Here is a 14,623-nt window from a genome sequence, read left to right as displayed (position 1 = left end):
GGTGTTATTTATCGTCTTTTTTGAAGCCACACCCTGGCTGAGGGCAACAAATTTGGCCTTTCTTTTTTATCAGAACGGCCCAGCCACAATCGGGGCATGCTTCATTTACTGGCGTGAAATTTAGCACATAACGACACTGGGGATAATGGTCACACGCAAAAAACTGCTTACCGTATTTATTGGTGCGGGACGCAAGTTGTCCTTTTTTACACTTAGGGCAAGTAACGTGGGTGTCTTCTTGCTGTTTAATTGGCGAGATATAGTGGCATTCAGGAAAATTGGTACAGCCTATAAACATACCAAAACGCCCTTTCTTAATAGCCAAGGTAGAATCACACTCTGGGCAGGTAACTCCATCCAGTAGTTTTAATAAGGTGGTTTGCTTATCGTGTAATGGCTTGCTGAAGTGGCAATCTGGGTAACCGGTGCAGCCAATAAAAGGGCCTGATTTGCTATTTTTTATATGCAGTGGTTTACCGCAATCGGGACAATCACCGAAAGCGTCTTCTAAGGCATGTTCGTGCGCAGAGAAAAGTGAATGATCAATTTTCGACATAAACCAGCAACTAGCACGACATGAAGCACATTAGTGCAACACGCCGTCAGGTTCATCAAATAATAAATCTTCCATTTGTGCGTAGGCTTTTTCTTTACCTGGCACATTGAACAGTACCATTAGCACTACCCACTTTAGGTCTTCTAAACAGAATTCAGAAGAATCTATTTCCATTACTCTGTCTATTACCATTTCTCGCGTTGACGCATCTACCACGCCCACTTGCTCTAAAAATAACAAGAAGCCACGGCACTCTACGTCTAATCGCATCTGCTCTTCATGCGTATAAATACGACTGAGGCTGGTACTAATCCCTTTACAAAAATAAGGCTTAATATCTGTTTCTTGCAAAGCCGCTAGCTTTTCAAGCCACGCTAATGCTTTGTAGATTTCATCATGATGGAAACCCGCGCGTACCAACTCCTCGGTAAGCTCGTCTTGATCGACTCGAATTTCAGTTTCACTGTGAATGAAGTTTTCAAACAGGTACATGAGGATATCGAACATATTATTTTCCCCTCAATTTAATGTAGCCACCAGGGACAGCGGCTACTAAACCACGCAACTCATATTCTAATAATGATGCCATAACCTCATTAACAGGAGAGGTACAGCGCTGCGCTATAACATCAATAGCGGTGATGTCGTAATCCACACTATCTAATAATTTATCGGTTGCCAAGTTATTCACTTCACTTTTTTTACTTAACGCTTCGTTCTGGCATTCTCTCTCACCAGTCGACACTACAATTTCATCGAAAATGTCATCAACACAGGTTACCAGCTTAGCGCCTTGCTGAATTAACCAATGACATCCTTCGGAGTAAGCATGGAAGATACTTCCAGGAACTGCAAATACTTCACGCCCCATATCTGCGGCCAAATTCGCAGTTATCAAGGTGCCACTCTTTATTTTTGCCTCTATAACTAGGGTTCCAAGCGACATCGCAGCAATTATTCGGTTTCTTCGGGGAAAATGCCAAGGCTTAGCAGATACACCTGGAAAGAACTCGGTAATACAAGCGCCCCCTGCATTCACGATGTCCCGGTGTAGTGATACATTTTTAGGAGGGTACACAATATCAGGCCCCGTCCCCATTACCGCAAGGGTGCCGCCTTCGCACACCAAACCACCTTTGTGCGCAGCTGAATCTATTCCTGCTGCTAACCCGCTGGTTACTGCTACGCCGTTATTTGCTAACGCTTCGGCAAAATCAGTGGCAATTTGCTTACCTTGATGACTCGCCCGTCTACTCCCTACAATCGCTATTTGAGGCATAACTAACGTATTAATGTTACCTATAACAAATAACACCAACGGAGGATTTGGCAGGGTCCTTAATCGCTCAGGGTAGTGTGTGCACCCTAGGGTGACAATATGATGCTTTGCATGTGAAGCATGCCAGCGTATCGCTTTTTCAAGTAAGTTAGGAGAAATTGCTTGTGTAAGGGTATGAAGAGCACCCGAAGTGAAAGCGGTTTTATGAATACCATCCAGTAATGCTAGTGCGCTAAGCGATTCTGCTTCAAGCGCCTTAAGCCACTTCCCTGTTGCGATATTTATTGCTGAAGCCATTGTCAGCCATGCTATCTGTTCTTTGCCTAGGGCTTTATCCAATGCTTTAACAGCATTACTGCTTGCTTCATGTGGCTGGAAAGTTGTCATAGCCGCTCCTAAATAATAAGCGGCAATAACGTGTTAGGGTTTTGCCACAATGAAGCCGCGTCTTACGCCTTCTTTTGCTCGAGTTATAATGCCGTAGCTAGCTGACTCAAAAGTTTTAAACACAATGACTTCACCAATTTTAAGTGCAGGTTGCTGTACTTTATCTGTAAAGAGTCCGTTTCCTTTTATGACATCACTATTGCTAGCGTATTGAGGTTCTTCGCCGTCTATAATGTCAGGGCCACCAGCGTAGATGCCCATCACGGTACCCGCCGTTAGCTCATGTGCGCCTAAATCTAGTACCACCACATCGTAGCGGCCGAGTAAGTCGTGATCGTGTAAGTCGCCAATCACAAAACCTCGTTGTGACGTTGCTTCTTGCAGAACTAAGTCATCGTCTAACGTGAAGTCACCAGTAAGTAACTTATCTCCACGTTTCGCTTCTTGATTTGAATCTGAAAGTTTTACCATTCTAGCCTTTGGTAATGACACGTCAGTCTCTAAGCTAGCTTTTGCTACATGGGTGAGCTGCACACCAAGCACCTTACCTTGCATATCACGTATAATAGATTGCTTTCTTACCACCTGATACTGATCTTCAGTGCGGTTTTCTTTTTGGCTTACCACTAAGTCGTTAGACACAAAACTCACATTACCATCGTGATTTCCCAATAAATGAGGGAGCAATTCATACTCTTCCTCAGAAAGTAGGGTGTGTTGTTTAATATAGGGAGCTAATACCGACCATGATAAGGTCTCTATAGGCGCACTCTTTACTCTTCGGGCAGAACCAGGCGAAAGCACTAGGCTTGGCTTAGCTCGATTTATCGAAAATACGGGTTCACCATTGATGTAAGACACCGAGATGATATCACCGGGGTATATTAAATGCGGGTTATCTATTTGGGTGTTGTGACGCCAAAGTTCAGGCCACAGCCATGGCTGATTTAAAAAAAGATTAGCGATGCCCCATAAGGTATCACCTTGCTTCACAGTATAAGTTTGCGGTGCAGTTTCTTTTAAGGGTTTGGCCATTGCTGAAAATGCGGCAAAACACGCCATAGCCAATACCATTGTACATACTGCTTTCTTCAATCGATTTTTCAAATTAACCTTCCGCAATTTTTCCACTGCCATTTACTGTTGAAATTTCAGACAATACTACTATATCGATATTGTGCCTCAATACTGTGGCGCGGCAGCAAAAAACTGCACGATATAACTCGATATACGTTAGAATAGTAACTCAAAAGGCACTGTAAAGTGTACGAGCGACTAGATCGTATATGAATTTATACAGCGAAAAGGTTAAATAAGCGACACATGGCAATTTTAGACGTATTAAGTTTTCCCGATGAACGACTTCGTACCGTAGCAAAACCGGTAGAAGAAGTGAACGACGACATTAAACAATTGGTTTCGGATATGTTCGAAACCATGAAAGACGAGAATGGAATTGGTTTGGCTGCTACTCAAGTCGACAGACATGTTCAAGTTGTTGTAATGAACGTAGCGGAAGATCAAGACGAGCCTCGTGTTTTTATCAACCCGGAAATCACCAAAAAAGACGGCAGCACTATTAGTGAAGAAGGTTGTCTTTCTGTTCCAGGTAACTACGCCAAAGTAGAGCGCGCAGAAGAAATTACGGTAAAAGCACTGAATGAAAACGGTGAAGCATTTGAGTTGGAAGCAGACGGTCTATTGGCTATTTGTATTCAACATGAATTGGATCATCTAAAGGGCAAACTGTTTATTGATTACTTGTCTCCGCTTAAACGCCAGCGAATTCGTAAAAAGCTTGAAAAAGAAGCACGTTTAGCTGCACGCGACTGAGGTTAGTTTTGATAAAACCATTACGCATCATTTTTGCCGGCACGCCGGATTTTGCAGCTCAGCATTTACGTGCTTTATTATCAAGCACTCATGACGTTGTTGCTGTGTATACCCAACCAGACCGTCCTGCTGGACGAGGTAAAAAGCTTACGCCAAGCCCCGTAAAAGTGCTTGCTCAGGAATATGAGATTCCAGTCTATCAGCCAGCCAGTTTAAAAAATGACGAAGCACAGCAAACATTGACGGACATCAACGCCGATTTAATGATTGTGGTCGCCTATGGCTTGATATTACCCAAAGCCGTGCTTGATGCGCCCAAATTGGGTTGTCTTAATGTGCATGGTTCAATTTTGCCTAAATGGCGTGGAGCTGCGCCTATCCAACGGGCGATATGGGCCGGCGATAGCGAGACTGGTGTTACCATCATGCAGATGGATGAAGGGCTAGATACTGGTGACATGTTGCATATAGCAACCTTGCCCATTAGTGAAGATGATACTAGCGCCTCGCTTTACGAAAAGCTTGCTGAACTTGGCCCTACTGCACTACTAGATGTAGTAAACAGTATTGATACCCTTTCACCTGTGAAGCAAGATGATAGCGAAGCAACATACGCTAAAAAGCTTTCCAAAGAAGAAGCCTTTATTAATTGGCACGATAGCGCAGAGCAAATTGCACGAAACGTACGCGCTTTTAATCCATGGCCTGTAGCGTGGACTAAAATTGAGTCGCAAAATATTAAAATTTGGTCGGTGGATGTGATTGATGGCTTACCGACTTCAGATGCCCCAGGTACTATCATTCAAGCTGACAAGCACGGCATTGTGGTAACCACGGGTTCAAGTGCCCTTCGAATCAACACCCTGCAAATACCTGGGAAAAAAGCATTGCCCGCTGCAGATGTCGTTAATGCTCGCAAAGACTGGTTCGCACCAGGTAACTGCATTGCCAGTACGGAAGAATAGTGAAACCCACTCCATTACCGAAACAAAAAAACCTGCGTGCCGATTGTGCATGGGTGATATACCAAATTCTAGAACAAGGTAAATCGTCAAGAGATTGCCTAGAGCGTGTTCAACGTCGCCATCATCCTAGAGACAACGCATGGATCCAAGAAATGTCTTTGGGCGTCATGCGTAAACTCCCTATATTACAGCACTGGTTGCGCGAGTTACTCGACCGGCCTTTAAAAGGGAATAAAAAAGTAATCGAGCACCTTATTCTGTTGGGGCTATACCAGTTAGCATTTTCTCGCGTAAGCCAGCATGCTGCAGTGGGCGAAACCGTTAATGCCTCGTCTTATTTAGGCGGAACGGCATTAAAAGGCTTAGTTAACGCAGTACTGCGTAACTTTATGCGCCAAGAACTGGTTAACAAGCCTATCGATAACCCTATTATTGCCAGTGGGTTACCCAAGTGGTTATATAAAGCTCTAGAAGATGCCTATGGTCAAGATGCTGATGCCGTACGCGAAGCTACCAATGCCATGGCGCCTATTTGGCTAAGGGTTAATACCAAAAAAATATCGATTACCGATTACGCTGCTGCATTGGATGCTGTTGAGGTTAATTATTCATTAAGTGCTGAACACCCAGATGCAATCAGACTAGAAGGCCGAGAGGACATTACCGGGCTTCCAGGGTTTGAAAAAGGCCACTTTGCTGTACAAGATGGTGCCGCTCAGCTTGCAGCCCATTATTTAGACGCACAACCACACGAGCGCGTATTAGATTGTTGCGCTGCACCTGGTGGTAAAACGGGTCATATTATTGAGCGTACCCCTGAATTAGCGTATTGCCTAGCCCTTGATGCTGACGAGAACCGCTTAAAGCGCGTTGAAGAAAACATGACTCGCCTGCAGCATACGCAAACCAATTTGCCCGTTATAAAGCAAGGCGATGCGGCTAAGCCTGAAACATGGTGGGATGGACAACACTTCGACCGAATTTTGCTTGATGCACCCTGCTCTGCCACTGGTGTTATACGCCGCCACCCTGATATTCGCTGGCTAAGAAAGTCTAGTGATATTGATGCACTTGCAGCACTTCAAGCTGAAATACTAACTAGCTTATGGCAAACACTTAAGCCTGGTGGCACATTGCTTTACGCCACCTGCTCTATTCTGCCACAAGAAAATAGCCAACAGATTAGCGCATTTTTAGAACGCAATGCAGATGCCACATTAGTACCTGTTATAAAAACCGAAACACCGAGCAAGCCCGGTAGACAAATCCTACCTGGCGAGCAACAAATGGATGGTTTCTACTATGCGAGACTGGTAAAGTCGTTGAGCAAATAAAAGCAATAAGGCACATAAACACCGATGAAAATCATCATTCTAGGCGCAGGTCAGGTTGGCGGAACACTTGCTGAAAACCTTGTAGGAGAGAAGAACGATATTACCGTTATCGATTCTGATCCCAATACCTTGCGTGCGCTTCAAGACCGATTAGATTTACAGGTGGTTAATGGCGTGGGCTCTCACCCTGACGTATTACGAAAAGCCGGTGCAGAAGATGCCGACATGCTTATCGCGGTAACGAACAGTGATGAAAGCAATATGCTCGCTTGCCAAGTTGCCTTTAGTTTATTCAAGACCCCGACCAAGATTGCTCGCGTTCGCTCAGAACAATACATTATTTACCAAGAACAGCTCTATAAGCAGCAGGACATACCTGTAGACCACATTATTGCTCCTGAACAGCTAGTGACTAAAGCTATTAAACGGCTTATAGATTACCCTGGCGCATTACAGGTTGTTGAATTTGCTGATGGCAAAGCCAGCTTAGTGGCGGTAAAAGCCTATTATGGTGGTTTACTGGTAGGTCACGCGTTATCTGCGTTAAAAGACCACATGCCCAATGTGGAAACACGGGTGGCAGCAATCTATCGCCGTGGTCGCCCTATTCGACCACTGGGTACTACCGTTATCGAAGCCGATGATGAAGTATTCTTTATTGCTGCAACTAAGCATATTCGTGCGGTAATGAGTGAACTTCAAAAATTAGAGTCTAGCTATAAACGCATTATGATAGCCGGTGGCGGCTTAATTGGTGCAGGGCTAGCGAAAAAACTTGAACACAAACATAACGTGAAGCTGATTGAGTTTAGTCACGAAAGAGCAAAATACCTTTCTGCCCACTTAGACAAGACGATTGTCTTTAGCGGTGATGCATCAGATCCAGAGTTGCTCAGTGAAGAGAATGTCGAGCAAGTTGATGCATTCATTGCGGTGACCAATGATGATGAAGCTAACATTATGTCTGCCATGTTGGCCAAGCGCATGGGCGCACAAAAAGCCATGGTACTGATTCAACGTAGTGCTTATGTAGACTTAGTACAAGGTGGTGAAATAGACATTGCTTTCTCACCACAACAAGCGACGATTTCGGCCCTACTTACCCATGTTAGACGCGGAGATATTGTAAACGTATATTCTTTGCGCCGTGGTGCAGCAGAGGCGATAGAAGCGATTGCACATGGTGATGAAAATACCTCTAAAGTTGTGGGTAAAGAAATCGGTAAAATTAAGCTTCCTCCTGGTACTACCATAGGCGCGGTAGTAAGAGACGACCAAGTGATCATTGCCCATAGCGATACGCTTATTGAGGCAAATGACCACGTTATTCTGTTCTTAGTCGACAAAAAATACATTGGCGATGTAGAAAAGCTGTTCCAACCCAGCGCATTCTTCTTTGGATAACAAATACATACGCCAAGCCGTAAAAGTAGTGAAATAGCTACTGGAAATAATCCTAAATTACCCGTTGCGAAATGTACAAAAAATGATCAATAATTGACTTCTCAGGTCGTTATAGGATTAACGCAAATGTACCAAAACGGATTTACCTCACTCCCAATACCCACACTAGCTTTGTTATTTTCTAGTTTATTACTTTCTTTTTCCGCAGTCAGCCAATCAGATGAAGACGATGAACTTGCGCGTATGCAAGCTCAATTAAATGCAGAAGTTATGTCAAAACCGTTTTTAGCCGAAAAGCCTGAGGAAGTAGACGCCTATATTAAAAGCATGCTGGATAAAGGGGTGAAACCGAAAGAATATCAAGGTACGAATTGGCGTCCGGGTTATACCTGCCGAGACTTACTACGATATAACTGGCGAGAATATCGCAATTGTCGCTACTACCACCGTTATTACGGTCGCTACTACTAATAAATCACTAACGATAATTCACAGTTCAATTTTTAATAAGGAATTACCATGACGTTACGGAATCAGCATGTCAGGATTGTTGTACTTGCATTTGTAGTTATTTTTTTTAGCGGCTGTGCTGCCGTGCATACCTCCATTGCTAAAAAAGATTTAGATGTACAGACCAAACTTAGCACCTCAATTTTTGTTGAGCCTGTGCCGCCTGAAAAACGAAAAATCTATTTAGAAGTTCGCTCAGCAGTGATGGAATTTGATCGAAATGCATTTAGAGAAGCACTCAACGCTCAAATATCGAGTAGCGGAAACGGCTATTCGTTTGTTGATAGCCCTGCTGGAGCTCAATATACGATGAGTGTTTTCGTGCGCAATTTAGAAAAGGCTTCTCCTTCCGCGGCAGAGAATTATCTGTCATCAGGATTTCAGGGCGTCGCTTTGGGCTCAGCAGCAGCTTATGCGGGTGGTGGAAATTACAAGCAAGCTGCTGCGGGTGGCATCATTGGTGGATTAGTTTCTACTGCGGCAAACGCCATGGTTAAAGATGTAACCTACCTTCTCGTGGCTGATATTCAAATTAAAGAACGTGCTGCGAAGGGCGTGATTGTGAGAAAAGATTCTAAGGTGAATACGAAAATTTCAGATGACGGCGCATCAACTCAGACTGTATCTGAAGTTTCAAACCAAAAAGAATACCGCACTCGCGTTGTGACGACGGCTAACAAAGCCAACCTAGCGTTAGAAGAAGCACAACCACTCATGTTTGATAAAACGGCTTATGCAATGGCCTCGTTCTTCTAAACTTGCCTTACGATGTACAGCAATGACTGACTGAGCAGTCGTTGCTGTATTAACTTCGCCAGAACGTAGGTGAAAATAGTACCAACAACGAAAAGACTTCCAATCGCCCAAATACCATTCCCACCACTAAAATCCACTTTCCAGCATCGGTTACACCCGCATAGTTAGATGCAACACTGCCCAATCCAGGACCAAGGTTATTTAGCATGGCTGCGGTAGCGGTAAACGCGCTTAAGTTATCTAGCCCTGTCGCAATTAGCCCTATCATGAGTACAACAAACACCACCGCGTAAGCAGAGAAGAAGCCCCATACCGCCTCTACTACCTTATCGGGCATTGCTCGTTCACCTAACTTAACAGAATACACTGCCTTAGGGTGAATAAGCCTGTCTACTTCACGCTTACCTTGAAGGAACAGTAAACACACACGAACCACTTTTAAGCCGCCTCCGGTTGAACTTGCACAACCTCCAATGAAACTTGAAAAGATGAGTAGTATGGGCAAAAACGTGGGCCAAATTGAGAAGTCTGTAGTCGCAAACCCCGCAGTAGTACTGATTGATACGGCTTGAATCATAGCTTGATCGAGCGCGGTTTCAGCCGAGTCGTAGAAACCTGATAGCGTGAGTACTAAGAAGCACAGCATGATAAGTGTGGCTTGAATAAAGAAAAAGGCTTTAAACTCTGGGTCGTTAAAATAGCCTTTTACCGAACGGGTACTCACTGCTGCGTAATGGAGAGAAAAGTTAAGTGCAGCAATTAACAGAAAAACCGTACAAACCACATTCACCATAGGGCTATTAAAGTAGCCAAGGCTAGCATCGTGTGTTGAGAAGCCCCCAATGGCAACCGTTGAAAACGCGTGACAAATGGCATCAAATATATCCATGCCAGCCAACCAATACGCAGCGGCGCATGCAATAGTGATAGAAAGATAAATATACCAAAGGTGTTTTGCTGTATCGGCAATACGCGGTGTCATTTTATTATCTTTCACAGGCCCTGGAGTTTCTGCACGGTACAGCTGCATACCCCCAACCCCTAAAATAGGCAGTATAGCGACGGCGAGTACAATGATACCCATGCCGCCTAGCCATTGTAGTTGTTGTCGATAAAACTGTACCGAATGGGGTAAGAAATCAATGCCTTCGATTACCGTTGCACCGGTTGTGGTTAGCCCTGAGAATGATTCAAAAAAAGCATCCGTTACGGTCATGCTAGGCTGTTCTAGCAACATAAGAGGAATGGCACCCACACTGGCTAGTACCGACCAGAACAGGGCAACGATTAAAAAGCCTTCTCGCGCTCGTAAATCGTTTTTTTGCTGGCGGTTTGGGTACCAAAGCACCATACCGCCACCTACGCAAATAAAGAACGCAAGGGTAAAAGGCAAACCACTACCGTCTTGATAAATCAGAGATACCACAGCAGGTGGGATCATGGTTACGCTAAATAGCGCAATAAGGAGCCCTAGAATTCGTACAATGGCACGGTAGTGCATGCTTCGTTATGCCTTTCGTTATTAGTAAACTCGCGATTAACAGTGTTCGCGGTTTTTAGAGGATACAAGGTTTCTACTACATTGACGCGATTATAGGGCTATAAGCAAATTATTTCATTGCTAGTACCGTTTCTACCATTTTATTAATACTAGCATGGGCTTGTAAGATATTTTGGGCCGTCATGTAGGCTGGCGTAGTAACCAGTTTATTTTCAACATCTACCACCACTTCATCTACTTCACAGTTTACATGGCATGCCCCTAACGCATTCAAGGCATTTGCGGTATCTTCATCGCTACCAATGGTCAGTTTAACATTGTTTCCATATACACTGGCTGCAATAGCAGGGGCAATGCATGCATAAGCCACAGGTTTCTTTGCTTTCGCAAAGTCATTGCATACCGCAAGCACATCTTTATCTACCTTACTTTTTTCACCATCAACGGCAAATGAACATAAATTCTTAGCAGCACCAAAACCACCAGGTACAATAAGATAATCGAAGTCTGATACCCTACATTCTGTAATAGGCTTTACATTGCCTCGGGCAATGCGTGCAGACTCAACCAATACATTTCGAGTTTCATCTTCTGAAACGTCTCCCGTTAAATGATTCACTACATGCATTTGAGCCTTATCTGGCGCAAAACATTGGTAACCTGCTCCGGCTTGTTCAATAGCTAAAAGCGTTAATACTGACTCATGAATTTCAGCGCCATCAAATACACCACAACCACTTAAAATCACTGCAACTTGCTTCATAATGTCCTCCTAGACCTTGCCGAGCCGACTTATTCTATTTTTGGCTATAAAACCATCAACTGTTCAAAAAAAAGTCTTAATAACCAGTATTGGATTGCTAATTTCTTATGCTACATTATCTGACCAATTTGGTTAAACGAAAAAATAAGTTCACCAAGTTATCCACATAAAAAGGAATGATGAGTTGCAGGTACGCAGTCCACACTCTTATTTTTCATTCCCTTATTTTTATTGCTTTACAGGACGATCTTTCTATTAACAAAGATCGTTAGTTTTGTTGTGCTTATTTTATTAGATCACAATCTTATCCACAGATGATCCCTTTATTTATGTTGCTATGCTCTATGGCGATCCACCAGCGCCTATGGCATGCTTGCGCCTTATTCTAAGCTTGGTTAATGCATAGCTATGACAGATTCGAAAAAGCCCCCTTTTATTCTAGTAGATGGATCATCTTATCTATTTAGAGCATTTCACGGATTGCCGCCCCTGACGAACTCAAAAGGTCAGGATACCGGTGCGATCTATGGTGTTGTCAACATGCTGAAAAGCTTGATTAGACAATACAATCCTACACACATGGCAGTCATCTTCGATGCCAAAGGTAAAACGTTTCGCGACGATATTTATGAAGAATATAAAGCGAATCGCCCACCTATGCCGGAAGAGTTACGTAGTCAAATAGAACCATTGCACACCATCATTAAAGCCATGGGCTTACCTGTCATCGTTGAGTCTGGCGTTGAAGCCGATGATGTTATTGGTACCCTAGCCTGTCGTGCCACAGAACATGGTATTGATACCTTGATCAGTACTGGCGATAAAGACATGGCACAACTGGTCAACGAAAATGTCACCTTGATCAATACCATGACAAATCAGATTATGGACATTGAAGGGGTAAATACGAAATTCGGTGTTCCACCAGAACTGGTTATCGATTTCTTAGCCCTTAAAGGTGACAAAGTCGATAACATTCCTGGCGTACCTGGTGTGGGTGATAAAAGTGCACAAGCACTGCTAAATGGTATTGGTGGCATCAGTGCTATCTATGACAACCTTGATAAAATTGCCGATCTCTCGTTTAGAGGGAGCAAAACCATGGCAACTAAAATGCAAGAGTATGAAGAACAAGCTCGCCTGTCATACACCCTTGCCACGATTGCCATAGATTTAGATCTACAATACAAAATAGATGAGCTTTGCCCTACATCACCAGATAACGAAACCTTACAGTCGATGTTCGCAGAGTACGAATTCAAGCGCTGGCATACAGAAATTAGCGCATTGCTCGCAAGTGATGGTAATGAACCTTCAAAAGCAGAAAACGGAAAAAGTACGTCTGACGCTAGCGATTCTGAATCTAACGATACTGACGTAGCACAGCCAGAAAGTAATATCGATAAGTCAGGCTATGATGTGGTGCTTGATGAAGCTACATTTGAGGCTTGGATAGAAAAGCTAAAAGCAGCGCCGCTTATTGCTGTTGATACTGAAACGACCAGTGTTAACTACATGGAAGCTGAACTTGTTGGTGTTTCTTTTTGTATCGAACCTGGAGCTGCGGCTTACGTGCCTGTCGCTCATGATTATCCCGATGCACCCACGCAGTTATCACGAGATTACGTGCTTTCAGCATTGAAGCCTATTTTAGAGTCTGAAACCATCATCAAAGTGGGCCAGCACATTAAATATGACAAGAATGTACTCGCCCATTATGACATAACATTAAATGGCATCGGCTTTGACACTATGTTGGAAAGCTATGTGTTAAACAGTACCGCACAGCGCCATGACATGGACTCGCTAGCCCTTGCCTATTTAGGTCATAAAACAATTCATTTTGAAGAAATTGCAGGCAAAGGTGCCAAACAGCTTACTTTTAATCAAATTGGATTAGAAGAAGCAGGTCCTTACGCCGCCGAAGATGCTGATATTACTATGCGCCTTCATCAAGCAATATGGGCAAAACTAGAAAACGAACCCAAACTTAAAGCACTATTGGTTGATGTTGAAGTGCCGGTTGCTTGCGTTTTATCTCGTATGGAACAGCAAGGCGTATTAATTGAGAGCCAACGGTTACGCCAGCAGAGCCAAGACTTAGCTACGCGTATTGCTGAACTAGAAAAAGAAGTGCATGAAGAAGCCGGCGAGGTGTTTAACTTAGGTTCGCCAAAACAGCTTCAACACATTTTGTTTGAGAAAATGTCGTTACCGGTTATTAAGAAAACCCCCAAAGGCGCCCCTTCTACTTCTGAAGAAGTATTACAAGAACTCGCCCTTGAGTTCCCGTTACCTAAAAAGTTAATGGAGTATAGAGGGTTAACCAAACTTAAAAATACGTATACCGACAAACTCCCTAAAATGATTAATCATCGTACGGGTCGAGTTCATACTTCTTACCATCAAGCTATTACAGCAACGGGTCGGTTATCGTCAACGGATCCAAACCTTCAAAATATTCCCATTCGAAATGAAGAAGGCCGTAAGGTAAGACAAGCATTTGTTCCACGTGAAGGTTACAAGATTGTTGCTGCCGATTATTCTCAAATCGAACTTAGAATAATGGCCCATTTGTCGGGCGATGAAGGCCTGCTTGATGCATTTGCTCACGGCAGAGACATCCACAAAGCGACCGCGGCAGAAGTGTTTGGGGTAAACCTTGATGAAGTGACGACTGAACAACGTCGTAGTGCTAAAGCTATAAACTTTGGTTTGATCTATGGAATGAGTGCCTTTGGCCTTGCTAAACAACTTAATATTCCACGTCACGAAGCACAAAAATACATGGACTTGTATTTTGAACGCTACCCAGGCGTACTTGAGTACATGGACAGCACCAGAGAAGGCGCTAAAGAAAAAGGCTACGTGGAAACTGTGTTTGGTCGACGCTTGTACCTACCCGACATAAAAGCCAGTAATGGCGCTCGCCGTAAAGGGGCAGAGCGCGCAGCAATTAACGCGCCTATGCAAGGTACAGCTGCCGACATCATTAAAATGGCCATGATAAAGGTTGATGATTGGATCACCTCACTTGAAAGTGACGATGTACTCATGATGATGCAGGTACACGATGAATTGGTGTTTGAGATTAGAGAAGAACATCTAGAGGAACAAGTTAAAAATATCGTCAGCTTAATGGAGCAAGCTGCAGTATTAAATGTGCCGCTGGTGGTTGAAGCGGGCGTGGGCGATAACTGGGATGAAGCACACTAAGAGGTAATTAGATTACAGAAAATAGTGGGCAATAGCTCAAAATTGGGCAAGTTTGGTAATTTTATTACACTCTTACTTGCCTTTTTTCACCATTATTGTACCCTAATGCGTGTAGGGTA

General features: G+C 43.7%; 13 protein-coding genes. 7 read left to right on the top strand and 6 right to left on the bottom strand.

The features are described from left to right. Window positions 1–4: 4 nt before the first annotated feature. From ALT761_RS00125 to ALT761_RS00110, 4 genes are read right to left on the bottom strand one after another with little or no spacing between them, the layout of a single operon-like run. The gene (locus tag ALT761_RS00125; protein WP_129735602.1) at window positions 5–556 is read right to left on the bottom strand and encodes a DNA topoisomerase family protein; all 552 of its coding nucleotides are present in this window, start codon (window positions 554–556) and stop codon (window positions 5–7) included. Window positions 557–586: 30 nt separating this feature from the next. Then, window positions 587–1,063: a DUF494 family protein gene (locus tag ALT761_RS00120; RefSeq protein ID WP_013782529.1), complete on the bottom strand. Its 477-nt coding sequence runs from the start codon at window positions 1,061–1,063 to the stop codon at window positions 587–589. 1 nt (window position 1,064) lies between these two features. Next, window positions 1,065–2,222: a DNA-processing protein DprA gene (gene dprA / locus ALT761_RS00115; protein ID WP_129735601.1), complete on the bottom strand. Its 1,158-nt coding sequence runs from the start codon at window positions 2,220–2,222 to the stop codon at window positions 1,065–1,067. A 33-nt stretch (window positions 2,223–2,255) separates the two neighbouring features. After that, window positions 2,256–3,329 (bottom strand): LysM peptidoglycan-binding domain-containing protein, encoded by a 1,074-nt coding sequence (locus ALT761_RS00110; protein WP_232043505.1) that lies wholly within the window; start codon window positions 3,327–3,329, stop codon window positions 2,256–2,258. Between the two features lie 216 nt (window positions 3,330–3,545). Here ALT761_RS00110 and def point away from each other — a divergent pair, with 216 nt between their 5' ends. The 6 genes from def to ALT761_RS00080 all read left to right on the top strand — a co-directional run bounded on the left by def (window position 3,546) and on the right by ALT761_RS00080 (window position 9,024). Continuing rightward, a complete protein-coding gene (def, locus tag ALT761_RS00105) occupies window positions 3,546–4,055 on the top strand; it encodes a peptide deformylase (protein WP_013782526.1) in 510 nt (169 codons plus the stop codon). A gap of 8 nt (window positions 4,056–4,063) precedes the next feature. Beyond that, the gene (gene fmt / locus ALT761_RS00100) at window positions 4,064–5,020 is read left to right on the top strand and encodes a methionyl-tRNA formyltransferase (RefSeq protein ID WP_129735600.1); all 957 of its coding nucleotides are present in this window, start codon (window positions 4,064–4,066) and stop codon (window positions 5,018–5,020) included. Further along, window positions 5,020–6,354 (top strand): 16S rRNA (cytosine(967)-C(5))-methyltransferase RsmB, encoded by a 1,335-nt coding sequence (gene rsmB / locus ALT761_RS00095; RefSeq protein ID WP_129735599.1) that lies wholly within the window; start codon window positions 5,020–5,022, stop codon window positions 6,352–6,354. Before fmt ends, rsmB begins: the two co-directional genes overlap by 1 nt. Before the next feature lie 24 nt (window positions 6,355–6,378). Next, window positions 6,379–7,758, top strand: a complete 1,380-nt coding sequence (gene trkA / locus ALT761_RS00090; RefSeq protein ID WP_013782523.1) for a Trk system potassium transporter TrkA — start codon at window positions 6,379–6,381, stop codon at window positions 7,756–7,758. Window positions 7,759–7,884: 126 nt separating this feature from the next. Further along, window positions 7,885–8,229: a hypothetical protein gene (locus ALT761_RS00085; RefSeq protein ID WP_172602826.1), complete on the top strand. Its 345-nt coding sequence runs from the start codon at window positions 7,885–7,887 to the stop codon at window positions 8,227–8,229. A gap of 48 nt (window positions 8,230–8,277) precedes the next feature. Continuing rightward, window positions 8,278–9,024 carry a complement resistance protein TraT gene (locus tag ALT761_RS00080; protein WP_013782521.1) on the top strand — a complete coding sequence of 249 codons (747 nt, stop codon included), beginning with the start codon at window positions 8,278–8,280 and terminating at the stop codon, window positions 9,022–9,024. Between the two features lie 49 nt (window positions 9,025–9,073). Here the strand turns inward: ALT761_RS00080 and ALT761_RS00075 are convergent, their stop codons facing one another. Further along, the gene (locus tag ALT761_RS00075) at window positions 9,074–10,525 is read right to left on the bottom strand and encodes a TrkH family potassium uptake protein (RefSeq protein ID WP_129735598.1); all 1,452 of its coding nucleotides are present in this window, start codon (window positions 10,523–10,525) and stop codon (window positions 9,074–9,076) included. Window positions 10,526–10,634: 109 nt separating this feature from the next. Next, entirely contained in the window at window positions 10,635–11,288 is a 654-nt protein-coding gene (elbB, locus tag ALT761_RS00070) for an isoprenoid biosynthesis glyoxalase ElbB (RefSeq protein ID WP_129735597.1), read from the bottom strand. A 408-nt stretch (window positions 11,289–11,696) separates the two neighbouring features. On the opposite strand from elbB, the gene polA reads away from it, so the two are divergent. Continuing rightward, the gene (gene polA / locus ALT761_RS00065; protein ID WP_129735596.1) at window positions 11,697–14,504 is read left to right on the top strand and encodes a DNA polymerase I; all 2,808 of its coding nucleotides are present in this window, start codon (window positions 11,697–11,699) and stop codon (window positions 14,502–14,504) included. Window positions 14,505–14,623: the final 119 nt, after the last annotated feature.

Origin of the sequence: Alteromonas sp. 76-1 (assembly GCF_900654235.1) — a bacterium.
Lineage (GTDB): Bacteria > Pseudomonadota > Gammaproteobacteria > Enterobacterales > Alteromonadaceae > Alteromonas > Alteromonas naphthalenivorans.
This window is presented reverse-complemented; position numbering and strand designations above follow the sequence as displayed.